The organism is Verrucomicrobiales bacterium (genome assembly GCA_016793885.1).
Lineage (GTDB): Bacteria > Verrucomicrobiota > Verrucomicrobiia > Limisphaerales > UBA11320 > UBA11320.
The window spans coordinates 41,346-53,020 of the sequence record JAEUHE010000200.1; the positions used below are offsets into that span (position 1 = coordinate 41,346).

The 11,675-nt window shown below is 60.1% G+C and carries 11 protein-coding genes and 1 tRNA gene; 4 read left to right on the top strand and 8 right to left on the bottom strand.

Annotated elements, in window-relative coordinates; all coding sequences use genetic code 11:
- Positions 1-2: 2 nt before the first annotated feature.
- The gene (mnmA, locus tag JNN07_23075) at positions 3-1,088 is read right to left on the bottom strand and encodes a tRNA 2-thiouridine(34) synthase MnmA (GenBank protein MBL9170634.1); all 1,086 of its coding nucleotides are present in this window, start codon (positions 1,086-1,088) and stop codon (positions 3-5) included.
- A 149-nt stretch (positions 1,089-1,237) separates the two neighbouring features.
- On the opposite strand from mnmA, the gene JNN07_23080 reads away from it, so the two are divergent.
- Positions 1,238-1,314: transfer RNA gene (locus JNN07_23080), tRNA-Pro, on the top strand.
- Positions 1,315-1,376: 62 nt separating this feature from the next.
- Here JNN07_23080 and JNN07_23085 read toward each other — a convergent pair.
- A complete protein-coding gene (locus JNN07_23085) occupies positions 1,377-2,420 on the bottom strand; it encodes a transposase (GenBank protein MBL9170635.1) in 1,044 nt (347 codons plus the stop codon).
- Positions 2,421-2,484: 64 nt separating this feature from the next.
- Here JNN07_23085 and JNN07_23090 point away from each other — a divergent pair, with 64 nt between their 5' ends.
- Positions 2,485-2,742, top strand: a complete 258-nt coding sequence (locus JNN07_23090; protein MBL9170636.1) for a hypothetical protein — start codon at positions 2,485-2,487, stop codon at positions 2,740-2,742.
- Positions 2,726-2,995 (top strand): hypothetical protein, encoded by a 270-nt coding sequence (locus JNN07_23095; protein MBL9170637.1) that lies wholly within the window; start codon positions 2,726-2,728, stop codon positions 2,993-2,995. The genes JNN07_23090 and JNN07_23095 overlap by 17 nt, the downstream gene beginning before the upstream one ends.
- 30 nt (positions 2,996-3,025) lie before the next feature.
- Here JNN07_23095 and JNN07_23100 read toward each other — a convergent pair whose 3' ends face one another.
- From JNN07_23100 to JNN07_23120, 5 genes are all read right to left on the bottom strand, one after another.
- A complete protein-coding gene (locus tag JNN07_23100; GenBank protein MBL9170638.1) occupies positions 3,026-5,131 on the bottom strand; it encodes an HAD-IIB family hydrolase in 2,106 nt (701 codons plus the stop codon).
- Complete coding sequence (locus tag JNN07_23105; GenBank protein ID MBL9170639.1) at positions 5,097-5,483, bottom strand: glycosyltransferase; 387 nt, start codon at positions 5,481-5,483, stop codon at positions 5,097-5,099. The genes JNN07_23100 and JNN07_23105 overlap by 35 nt, the downstream gene beginning before the upstream one ends.
- Before the next feature lie 219 nt (positions 5,484-5,702).
- The gene (locus tag JNN07_23110; protein ID MBL9170640.1) at positions 5,703-7,229 is read right to left on the bottom strand and encodes a phosphomannomutase; all 1,527 of its coding nucleotides are present in this window, start codon (positions 7,227-7,229) and stop codon (positions 5,703-5,705) included.
- Positions 7,226-8,281, bottom strand: coding sequence for a hypothetical protein (locus tag JNN07_23115; GenBank protein ID MBL9170641.1), 1,056 nt, complete (start codon positions 8,279-8,281; stop codon positions 7,226-7,228). Before JNN07_23115 ends, JNN07_23110 begins: the two co-directional genes overlap by 4 nt.
- Complete coding sequence (locus tag JNN07_23120; protein MBL9170642.1) at positions 8,278-8,706, bottom strand: response regulator; 429 nt, start codon at positions 8,704-8,706, stop codon at positions 8,278-8,280. Before JNN07_23120 ends, JNN07_23115 begins: the two co-directional genes overlap by 4 nt.
- An 865-nt stretch (positions 8,707-9,571) precedes the next feature.
- Here JNN07_23120 and mgtE point away from each other — a divergent pair.
- Complete coding sequence (mgtE, locus tag JNN07_23125) at positions 9,572-10,885, top strand: magnesium transporter (GenBank protein ID MBL9170643.1); 1,314 nt, start codon at positions 9,572-9,574, stop codon at positions 10,883-10,885.
- 2 nt (positions 10,886-10,887) lie between these two features.
- On the opposite strand, the gene JNN07_23130 is transcribed toward mgtE, so the two are convergent.
- Positions 10,888-11,466 (bottom strand): hypothetical protein, encoded by a 579-nt coding sequence (locus JNN07_23130; GenBank protein ID MBL9170644.1) that lies wholly within the window; start codon positions 11,464-11,466, stop codon positions 10,888-10,890.
- Positions 11,467-11,675 lie beyond the last annotated feature (209 nt).

Genomic DNA, 11,675 nt, shown 5'->3' on the forward strand with positions numbered 1-11,675 from the left:
TTTTACGAGCCGCCAGCAGGGAGGCTGCTCGGCATTCCTTGCCGGGTGATCCAGCCTCCCCCCACGACCAAGTCGTCCTGGTAGAACACGCAGGCCTGTCCGGGGGTGATAGCCCGTTGCGGGGTGTGCAAACGAATGGAGGCTCGATCGCCGGGCAGCGGGACGATGGTGGCCGGAGTGCCTGGGTGATTGTAGCGGATCTTGACCAGGGCCTCGAGACTGGTCGGGGGAGTCGCGAATGGGATCCAATTACAACGCTCGACCACCAGTTCGGCTCGGTCAAGAAGGGTCTCGCTCCCTACCACGACCCGGTTGTTGACGGCATCCAACTCGATGACATAGAGCGGGGTGGGGGAGGATAGTCCCAGTCCTTTGCGCTGGCCAATCGTGTAGAACTCAATCCCCTCGTGTTCCCCGATCTTGCGTCCGGTCGTGTCGACAATGTCACCCCGATGCTTGGACACGAGCTGGGCCTGCTGCAAAAAGCGTCCGTAATCGTTATCGGGAACAAAGCAGATCTCCATGCTTTCTTCCTTGTCGGCGGTTTTCAGCTGGCAGTCACGTGCGACCTCACGGGTCTCGCTCTTGGTGAGGTCGCCCAAGGGGAAGAGAACATGGGACAGCTGTTCCTGGCGCAGGCTGAAGAGGAAATAGCTTTGATCCTTGCGCAGATCTCTCCCTCGTTTGAGCAGCATCCGGCCACTTTGGAGATCGCGTTCCACACGCGCGTAGTGTCCGGTCGCGATGAGGTCGGCCCCTAATTTACGAGCCCGGCCGATGAGGGAGCCGAATTTCAGCTTCTCATTGCACATCACGCACGGATTAGGGGTGCGGCCGGCCTTATATTCCTCGGCGAAGTAGCCAATCACCTGAGCCTGAAACTCTTGGGCTTCGTCGATGAGATAATACGGGATACCGAGGCTGTGGGCGACCGAGCGGGCGTCGGTAACGGCTTGGGGTCCGCAGCACTTGTCCTCGGCGCGGGACACGCAGTCCTGAGGCCAGAGTTTGAGAGTGATGCCGACCACGTCATAGCCCTGCTCGATCAGCAGGGCGGCAGCGGCGGAAGAATCCACCCCCCCGCTCATGCCGAGCACCACCCGTGGTTTTTTGTCAGCCGTCACGTTCACGAGTGTACATGATAGGCTGGCTTCGTGGGGGTGTAAACGATGTTTGTAGAAGCTTGAAAATCGCCATTGCAATTCAGTCCAGATACGGGCATTCATAATGGCCGGTACGGGGCGTAGCGTAGGCTGGTAGCGCGCTTGTTTCGGGTACAAGAGGTCGTGAGTTCGAATCTCACCGCCCCGACCACTTTTCCTAAGGATTCCGCGTCTCCCCTTGTTTTCCTGACAGAATCAAAACAGGAGTCAGGCCTAACTCTTCGACAATTGGGACAGAATCCTCATCATTTCGGTTCGTAGGTCGCCCTTTGCCAGCCTTTTGCCCAAGCGACTGATGGCTCCTGCCACTGCCGCATAGTCGATCCCACCCGCCATTTCAGACAACTCGGTCAACTTCATCCGTCCCTGCCGCCGCCCCAGGTACAATGCCGCATCGCGTCCCCAGTCTCCATATCGATCCCTAAACGCCTCCCAATCCTCCCCTTTGACCGACTCCACCGCTTTGACGATCCGATCCCATGTGACTCGCTCATCGTAAACCTTCAAGCTCTTCTGCTCCCGTCGACTCCCCTTCACCTGATTGCGCAGTTGTGCCGCAAAATCTTCGCTCCCCAATATCACCCCGCCGATCAACCGTTCCCACGGGGATTCCACCATCCCTTCCCGCACTGGATCCTCGGTATACTTTCGTAACGCTTCTCGTTGCTGGGATAGGGATCTACCGCTGTAGCAACTCATGACGCGTTCCAGGTTAAGCCAGTCCATCGGTTTCACCTTGCCCAGATAAGCCGGATAGCTGCTCCAGGTATGCTCCCGAAGAACCTTCAGCCGTTCTTCAACGAGCCGTTCATCGCGGGCGATGGCGGCGGCGGTCCTTTGTCGGGCGCGATCCTGCTGAGACAGACCCAACCGGCCAACCCGAGCTGGGTTCAAGTGTACATACCTCACCACCTCCATCAGGCCAGCGTCGTCTTCAATCAGCTCCGCCTTGAACCGCCCTTGGAACAGATGCCCGGATCGATCGTGTCGACAGTTGAACCACATCCCGTAACTGACGTTGAGCCATTGTCCCACTCGACTCAGGTTTGGTTCAGGCGTCTCGATCACCAGATGGTAGTGATTGTTCATGAGTACGCACGCGTGCAGCAGAGTGCCAAACCGACTCGGAAGCTCGGACAACAGTTCTAGAAAATGTTCCCGGTCTCGAGTATCCCGATAGATAGGCTTCCGTTCGTTACCTCGGGCGGTCAGGTGATACAATCCTCCACTCACTTCAATCCGCAATGGTCTGGCCATGTTCGCTATCTCCTCGCAGAACGTTTCAAATGTCAATTAATTAGATCTGACCCCTATTCGCCCCGTGACCCCTATTCGCCCCGCTACGTCAAGGACAACTGTCGGCTTCGACGAGAAATACGCCCACAAGCTCTTCGGTGTCTTCCACCGGCTGCACACCGAGGAGGAATTTGAGGGCACGGGGGTGGGTCTGGCGCTGGTCCAACGCGTCATCCATCGCCACGGAGGTAAGGTCTGGGCCGAAGGAAAACTGAATCAGGGAGCTACTTTCTATTTCACCCTGCCGAAACGAAAACAACTAACTAATGAGCAATCATACTGAGGTCGAAGTTCTACTGGTCGAAGATAGCCCGTGCGACGCGGAGATGACGTTGCGCACGCTGCACAAGCGCCACCTGGCCAATTCCATCGTTCACGTAAAGGACGGCCAGGAGGCGCTGGACTGGCTGCTCGGTACGGTTTCCCACGCGGGCCGCGACGCCCAAGCCAGCCGAAGTCTAAACTGCCGAGCTGGATGCGGGTTGCCTCCGAGGCAACCGGGAACTGGACGGAGTCGGGGCGATGGCTTGCGCTGATGTGACACGCAAACCATTTCAGTGCCGACGTTACTCTCGCGGCAACTGGTCCGGGTTGATCTGCAATTCCTGGCAGGCGTGGATGTAGGAAGAAGCGGACCAGGCTTGGAAGCACTTGCCCATCGGACGGCCTGTCCGGCTGTGAATCCATTCATTGAATTCCCATTCCTGGCTTTTCCCAAGCTGGTTGAGCTTCGCGAGTTTGAGCAACTCGCGGCAGGCCACTTCGTAGAGGCCAAGCCTGTGAATGAACCGCACCCACATGCCGCCGATGAACGGCCAAATGCCGCCGTTATGGTAATGGCCGGGCAGGTTCAACAAATTCACCGTGTAGTAAGAACGCCAGTCTGGATCGCCGGACTGCACGGGCGGATAGAGGTTCACCACCGGGTATGGTTCGTTCACGCCCACGCCCCACATGAACTTGAACGCGGTGCGCGCGCGATCCACATCAAGCACGTTGGAGATGAAGCCCTGCACGTTGCCTAGCACGTCGCAACGCCAGTTGAAGCCGAAGGGCGTAATTTCGGCCAGCAAGTAACTGGCGTCGCCGACGGAGAATTGTGATTGCGCGAAACTAAAGGCGTGTGGGCTGGTCACAGACTTGGTCGAAGGCCAGAAGACTTCGAGAATCTTTGAGCGCAGCGCCTGCGAGCGTCGCAGATAATCAGTCGCCTCATCGAAGCATCTCCCCAGTTCGAGCAACCGGCTGTAGGCCACCGTGGCGCGATACCACAGGACTTCGTCATAGAGGACGTGATAGCTGCGTCCGAAGAGATCGGTCCAGTCGCCGGCCTCGGGGATTTCGAGCAGGCCGTCGTTATTGCTGTCGAGCGCGCCGAGCCAGTTCATCACGCGCCGGAGCCGCTCGCTGTATTCAGCCAGAAAGCCGAGGTCGCCGGTCTTCCGCACGTAGGCGTGAAAGGCAACGATGGCCCACAGCGCGCTGTCGATGGAGCAGATGCCGCCCACGCCGCTGTAATCCGGCGTGCCGTCGTCGATGCGGACATTGGCCGGCATCTGCCCGTTGGCGGCGAGATGGGTGAAAAGGGTGCGCAGGGTGTCCCTTTGCGCGCCGCGGATGTCGGGATCATCCAGTTCAATCGTGCCGACGATGGTGATGGCGCCGTCGCGCGCCCATACGCTGCGATAGTTCACATCGGTGCCGGTAACTTCGTTGTCCGCGAGCGAGCAGGCGGAGAATCCGAGCGGCGTGATGTTTTTCCGGACGGTGAGGAGCGCGTGGCGATAACCCGTGGCGATGAGGTCGCGCTCCTCCGACGTGAGTGAGCCGAGCGCGGCGTCGGTGAACAACATGCGCAGTGTCGGGTCCATTTCCCCGGCGGCCAGCGAGGACGACTGCGCTCGCGGCGTTTCGGGAATGACTCCGAAGTGTTGCAGACCTTCGAGCACCCCTTCCGCCATGACCCGCGTGGCATTAAAGGTCTGAATTTTGACGACGGCCTCAATCAACTCCGGTTGGGCGTTCTCAACAATGATGCCCTTCACGCCGGGCAGGAGGAACATGCTGGCGTCGTTTCCCGTGTCGCCGGCGACGAGCGCCGTTGCGGGATCCACCGCGATTCGTTCGCACAGCCAGGCCAGGGCCGCGCCCTTGTTTGTATCCATCGGCAGCACGTCCAGATCGCGCGCGCTGGAATAGACCACGGTGACGTGCAGCCCGGTTTCGGCCAGTTGCTTTTCCAGCGTGGCGAGGACTTGAGGTGTCGCCTGATGTAGATACCAGCTCGACTTGTAAGGGTGCAGGAATTGCGGCGGCTGGCGTGAGACGCCGGGGAAGTTGCCGACGATCACCTCGATCTTCTGCAAATCCCATCCTTGCCGGAATCGCTGGTTGAACTCGTTCAGCGAACGTTTGCGCTGGCCGTCGTAAATCTGCGTGCCGACACCGCCGATGATGTAATCCGGCCACGGCAGAACGCGCGTCGCCAACAAGTCGATCACATCCTGCACCAGCCGCCCCGTGGCGTAGCACAAACGTGGGCGCGTGGTTTTCGGCAGGGAATCCCACGCATCCTTGAATCGGCGCGTGGACTCGGGATTGCCGAGCAGCGTGCCGTCGAGGTCCGAACAGAAGAGTTTAATCGGCGTCATTCCAGGGTTCATCCCATTCATTGCAGGCGAGCACGAGCGCTGCGCCGGGGCGCTGCTCCACGGTCGCGATGAGTTGCTGCGCAATGCCCGTCCACGTGAAAAGACTGCGGGCCTTGTGAGCGCCCATCCGGGCCATGCGGTTGCGCAGCCGCGGGTGCCGGAACGCGTTGATCATGGTGATGCCCAGATCCTCTTTGTCTAACGGATCGGTAAAGAGCGCGTGCCGACCAAAGGTCAGCGCGCGATACAATCCGCCGTGGACGGTCACCACCGTCGGAGTGCCCGACGCCATCGCTTCGATGGCTGTCATTCCAAACGGCTCGTAACAGCTGGAGAGGACGAACAAGTCGGCGGCGCGATAATAATCGGCCATCTGATAATGGCTGTCGATGAATTCGTCGTTCAGCCCGTGCTTTTTGATGAAACGGAGCGCGGTCGTCCCCAGTTCCTCGATGTGGCACGGCAGGATGAGCGCAATGGGCGTCTCCTTGTTTGAACTCCTCTAGCTCCCGTTCGAGCCGGAAGACATCGGGCTTGCCGAGGTGGTGCAGCGTGGCGATGGCGCCGGTTTGAAAAAAGTCGGACATAGGAATCAGGGTTTCGGTTTGTGACTGGCGCTCGACCGGGCTTCGGTCAGGAGGGAGGAGCGGACGATGTGCAGCGCCGTTTCGTTGTGCTCCTTCGCTTGTTCCGGCGACGCAGCCTCGGTGTAACACCGGAACTCGGGCGCGTTGCCGGACGGACGCAGATGCACGATGTCGCCGCTCGCGAAGGTGATGCGCGTGCCGTCGGTGAGGTCCAGCGATGCCACTTCGCCGAACTTCGCGCCGAAGTGTCTGGCGGCGGCGCGTTCATGCCCGGCCTCAAACAAACCGATGACCGCCCGGCTCTGCTCGACCGGAAAACCGCGAAGCAGCCCGCTGGCGGTGAAGCGGCGTGGAAGCGATCCCACCAGCGTGGAGAGAGTTTTCCCCTGGCGTCGCGCCTCGACGAGGCACGCGAGAATGGGCAGGACGGCGTCGCGCGTCGGCAACGGCAGAAGCGGAGCTCCGGAATCCGGCCACGTGACAGCACTCCCGAGCAGGAAGCCACCGTTGGCCTCGTAGCCCACGACGCATTTCGCCCCCCTGGCCGTCTCCTCCAACATGGAGGCGATCACGTAGGGCGAACCGATGCGCGTGCGCAGGACTTGTTTGAAGAAGCCGCACCTTTCGACGGCGGTGTTGGAACTGACGGGAGTGGACACCGAATCGGCCCCGACGAACTTCGCCGCGAGAATTCCGAGGATGTCACCTCGCAGCCATTCGCCATGCTCGTCGGCAAGCAGTGGCCGGTCGCTGTCGCCATCCGTCGAGACGATGGCATCGAACTGAAATTCCTTCGCCCAATCGCGGGCCAGGCGGGCGTCCTTGTCGCGAATGGCCTCGGTGTCAACGGGGACGAATTCGTCCGAGCGATGCAGTGCCCAGAGCTTTGCGCCGAGTCGGCCAAAAATCTTCGCCAGCAGATCGCGTCCGACGGCCGAGTGCTCGTAAATGCCCAGGCGCAATCCATTCAGGGCATCGGCGGGGAAAAAATCCAAGTAACGTGCGAGGTACGCGTTCTCGGCTTCGGCTTGCATCGGGCGCGGACGGACTGCGGGTTCCCGGAACGCGCCGGATGCGTCGAATAGAGCGTCGTCCACTTCGACGGCCTGGCCGGTGATTCCGGCTTCATCGTCTTTGAGAACTTCGCCGGAGCATTTGTTGAACTTAATGCCGTTGCGGTCGGCGGGAATGTGACTTCCGGTGACCATCACGGCGGGAACGCCTCGGCGCAGGCCGTAATACGCTACTGCTGGCGACGGGATCTCGCCGCAATTGACGGGAGTATAGCCGGCGTCTTCCGCGGCGCGAAGCACCGCCTCCATGATCCGGCTGGTGCTCGGACGCAAGTCGCCGGCCACGGCCACGGTTTCGCGCTGTTTCTTTAGTTCGCCACAGCTTTCGAGGTATTGGATGAAGCCGCGCGTATAGGCATAGCAGACCAGGTCCGTCATCTGAGCGACAAGCCCACGGGCGCCGCTGGTGCCGAACTTCACGCCGCTGCGGGCCATTAGATGTTCTATGGTGAGTTTCATGCGCAAAGAAAAAACTGGTCACGGTCTGTGGTGCCGATGCAGCCTGCGTTGAGCCAGAGGACATCATAAGGACGCAGTGTAAACGACAAATCGCCTCGGTAAGTGGCTCGATGAACACGTTCGCTAATCAGGTTCACCCACAATCGCTCTCCCCCCAATTCTTCCGAAGGCAGCGAGATTTCGAGCGTTTCGTTCGCAAGATTGTGCAAGCATAACACGCGCTCGCTACGGTCGAGTGAAATCCGAAACACGGCGAACATACTCGGGTCGCCAGACAGCACTTGCTGGGCTCCACTCGGATGAAATGCGGGGTGTTGGCGTCGCGCGCGCAGGAGCGCATGGAGCACCAGTGGCGGCAGCGCGAAGTTGTAAACCAACTGCGCCTCGTTCGTGCCGTTGCCGAAGTAGGAAATGTTGTCGGTGTGCGGCACGTTCGTTTCCGTGATCAGCAGGACGTGCGGGGCGATTTCATCAAGCACCGCGCGCCATAGTTGGACGACGTAGTGTGTTTGCGGCAAATGAATGCACGAGGTGCCGATGCTCTTACATAGATAGGCAATCGCATCGAGCCGGATGAACCGTGCGCCTTCCTCCACGTAGCACAGCAGCGCGCGGAGTGTGGCCAACAGCCCCTCCGGGTTCTTGAAATTCAAGTTAACCTGGTCCGCGTTGAACGTCGTCCAAACCTTGCGCAGTCCGGTGGCACTCTGAAACGCGGCAAGCAATGGCAGTGCGCGAGTGCGGACGGCTTGCGAGAAATCCGGGCTGCCTTCGTCCGTCACAAAGAAGTTTCGGTAAACCGAAGTGTCCGCGGGGAATTTTAAGAACCACTCGCCCTGCGCGGACATGTGGTTGAAGACCGCGTCGAACATCAGGTCGAACGACTGTCCAATCCGTGCGACAAGCTGCGGCAGACGAGGCCGGAATTCATCAAGCAACTGCAAGACCTGCGCCGTGACGCCACTGGCCGCGTGTGCGCCGTAAAGCGACTCCAAGTGGGCGCGGATTCGTGCAGTTCCGCCGTTACTTTGATTGTCTGCTGTCCTGTTCACTGCTTTGAAGGTTTGCTTTCGTAGAGCGAGTCGATGTAGTTGAGCCAGCGCATGCCGACGAGCACGCGCGTCCGGAGTTGAAAGCGGTTGTAGGGCTTGACCAGGTAGTCATCGACGCCTGCAACCAGCCCATCCTTGATTTCTTTGAGATGGCTCAGGCTGCTCAACACCACGACATAGACATAGGGCAGCATGTGGTGTTTGCGAATCTGTTGAGCGAGGTCCAGGCCGCTGAAGCCATCAATGAACCGTCGGTCGCTGATGATGAGCCGCGCGGGTTTCTCCTGAAACGCCAGCCAGAGGTCGCCGGCGCTGCCGAATGTTCGCACCTCGATGCCGTCGAGCACCATTGTGTCCTCGATGTGCGAGCGCTCGTCGGCCTTCTTGATGGCGAGATAGACTCGCAGGTTGTCTTTGGTAACCATAAACTCAGTGTTGCCTTCCTTCGTTACGCGGTCTTTGGCGTTTCTCCCGTCTGCGCTTGGTTGATTCTCGGTTCGCGGGCTGAAACCCGGCATGCGCGCCCATTTGTTGGATCTCGCTCAGCGAGGTCACGCCCTCGAAGACTTTGGCCAAGCCGTCTTCCAGTACTGTTTTGAGTCCACGCTCGCGCAGGTGTGTCCGCAGTGAATGTTCATCGGTTTGTTCCAGAATCAAGCGTCTGGGAAGCCAACCCTTCAATTGAGACAGTGCGGGTGCCATGGTCTGAGAAAATACCCTCCCCTGTCCAGCCCCTGGCAATTCGCTGCACTCCCACGCCGGCCTCAGTGAAACGATTAGAAGCCAGCATTTCGTTGCTGCATTTATTTTTGCTCCATTCTACGCTTCTTGCGTGCCACGAATACTGGACATGCTGGCAAAGCTGCCGAGTGCGCGGCGCTCGAATGGGGTGAAGCAAGCGGCCAAGCCTCAGCCGGCGCGGCCTGGCACCCTACTAGCGTGGCCCGACCTGAGCAGCCAGCTCGCTAACTTTCACACGGTTGTCGCCGTCATTGAAGATTTGCCGACTCGAACGAGGAGACGGTCCTGATCTGTGACCTAGATCTCGACAGCCTGCACGATTCGCGCAGCAGCGGTACCGTCACCCCCCGGCTGGATCGCCGGCCGGATCTGTTCCAATTCGTCACCAGCTTCCAGCCAGCAGTGGCCGCGCCGCCGTCGCGCGAGGACGGCCCGTTGGGCGACCAGCTGGACTTTTCCTCAGAACGGCTGGCGGACGGTGAATAACTTTTTACGGCGGCAGAACGCCGCCTTCCTCGCGGATACATACATCCTAAACTTCGCACCGCCATGCCTGAGACTACACCTGTCTTCCTCGACGAATACGTAAGCCTGCACGCCGCGGATCTGGCGGACCGGTTGCAACGCCTCGATCCCCGCGAGGCCCGTGCCTTGCTCCAGCAACTGCCGCCGGAGACAGCCGCCGCCGCCCTGGCCGATCTGGAGGAGGAACGGTTGCCTGATCTGCTCGGCGCGATGGCACCGCCATCACTTGCCAACCTGCTCCAACATGTCGCAGCGTCGGACGCGGCAGATGTGCTCCAACACCTGGCGCCGGCGCAGCGCCGCGAGACCCTCGCCGCCTTTTCCGCGGATGCGGCCGCCGCCATCCGAACGTTGCTCAAGTATCCCGAGGACACCGCCGGCGGCATCATGTCGAACCGCTTCATCATGCTGCGAGATTACATGACGGTGGAACAAGTGCGTGAACTGCTCCGCGCCCGCGCGCAGGAGGAGCGCACGGAGGACATCGCCTACCTGTACGTGTCCGATACCACGCAGCGCCTTGTAGGCATCGTGAGCTTACGTGACCTAGTTTTCCGTCGAGCCGAGCGGCGTATGATCGAAATCATGAACCGCGAAGTGAAGTTCGTCCGCGTGACGGACGACCAAGAGGAACTGGCGCGCACCTTCGAGCATTACCATTACCTCGGCCTGCCCGTGCTCGACGAGGAAGGCAAACTCGTTGGTGTCGTGAAGGCGAGTGACGCGCTGGAGATCGCGCGCAAGGAAGCGACCGAAGACATGCAGTTGATGGTCGGTCTCTCCGGCGAGGAACGCGCGCTTACGCCGTGGCAAGTGTCCGTGAAGCGGCGCCTCCCGTGGCTCTACATCAATCTTGGCACAGCGTTTCTCGCGGCCTTCACCGTCGGCCTGTTCGAGAGCACCATTGCCCAATGGACCGCACTGGTTGTTTTTCTGCCGATTGTCGCTGGACAAGGCGGCAACGCAGGGATGCAAACCCTCACCATCATCATCCGTGACCTGGCGCTGGGCGAACTCGCACCCGGCGACGGTCGCAAGGCGCTGACCAAAGAAATCATCCTCGGCCTGGTCAACGGGGTGGCCATCGGTCTGGTCGTCGGCCTCATCGGATGGCTTTGGAAAGGAAGCACGACGCTCGGCCTCGTGGCGGGTGTGGCGATGGTGCTAAACCAACTCGCCGCCGTGGTCGCCGGCGTGATGATTCCGTTGGGATTGAAATCCGTGAAGCTCGATCCCGCCCTCGCCTCCAGCATCTTCCTCACGACCGTGACGGATGTGGCCGGGTTCTTCTTTTTCCTCGGGCTGGCGGCGCTGGGGTTGAAGTGGCTTGGGGCGTAGATTTAGCCATTACCCTTGAGTTCTCTCACCGAAGCAGTGGAGGCGGCGCCCGATGCCACAGAGTTGATGACGGGGCCTTCCTGATGCGGATCGTCGCTGGCAGTTCTTGCCTCCGTCCCCATTGGCAGCACCAGGATTGCCGAGATCGTCATGAACAATCCAGTGATTACCAGCCACGCCGTGAGGCGCGCATCGGTGCCATGGTCGAGCATGGCTTTGGCGGCGAGCGCCACAATCGTCAGGTTTGGACAGAGTAGGAGGAACGCACGCCCGTCGCCGTCGGTCTTGAGCCAGCGGCGATGCAACACCTCGCGCGCGGCGAGCAGCACAAACGCGGTGGCGACCGCCAGAAGCACAGGTTCGTCCAGGAACAAGCGCCAGTTGATTTCCAACCCCAAGGCCACGAAGAACACCGGGATGAGAAAGCGATGGCTGATGGGCGCCACGTACTCTTCCAGACGTTTCCCATCATGAACCGAAGCGTGAACTAACGCCAGCGCCGGGCGACCCAGCTTCTTGCACGCGTCCGGCACCGCCATGAAGAGCAGGACCAGACAGATGATGATCTCGATATTGTTCATCAGGATTGGCGCGGTCGCATCGCCGGAATGCGGTCGCCGCGCCAATTACCACGGAGTTGTAGCCGCTCTCCTCCATCGCTGGCAATCCTCGGCTAGTCGTTTCACTGAGGCTCGAATGGCAGTCCTGCCAATAGCCGCCACTTCCACCCGTGGGATAGCATGAGGTTATCACACAAACGATGCCCATCAAGATTGACTGGTGTGCCCCT

Bases quoted from the DNA above. Each gene is read 5' to 3' on its own strand.
- JNN07_23110 (MBL9170640.1), bottom strand. From the start codon at position 7,229: ATGAAACTCACCATAGAACATCTAATGGCCCGCAGCGGCGTGAAGTTC.
- JNN07_23130 (MBL9170644.1), bottom strand. From the start codon at position 11,466: ATGAACAATATCGAGATCATCATCTGTCTGGTCCTGCTCTTCATGGCG.
- JNN07_23105 (MBL9170639.1), bottom strand. From the start codon at position 5,483: ATGGCCGATTATTATCGCGCCGCCGACTTGTTCGTCCTCTCCAGCTGT.
- mgtE (MBL9170643.1), top strand. From the start codon at position 9,572: ATGCCTGAGACTACACCTGTCTTCCTCGACGAATACGTAAGCCTGCAC.
- JNN07_23095 (MBL9170637.1), top strand. From the start codon at position 2,726: ATGAGCAATCATACTGAGGTCGAAGTTCTACTGGTCGAAGATAGCCCG.
- JNN07_23085 (MBL9170635.1), bottom strand. From the start codon at position 2,420: ATGGCCAGACCATTGCGGATTGAAGTGAGTGGAGGATTGTATCACCTG.
- mnmA (MBL9170634.1), bottom strand. From the start codon at position 1,088: ATGAGCGGGGGGGTGGATTCTTCCGCCGCTGCCGCCCTGCTGATCGAG.
- JNN07_23120 (MBL9170642.1), bottom strand. From the start codon at position 8,706: ATGGTTACCAAAGACAACCTGCGAGTCTATCTCGCCATCAAGAAGGCC.
- JNN07_23100 (MBL9170638.1), bottom strand. From the start codon at position 5,131: ATGAATGGGATGAACCCTGGAATGACGCCGATTAAACTCTTCTGTTCG.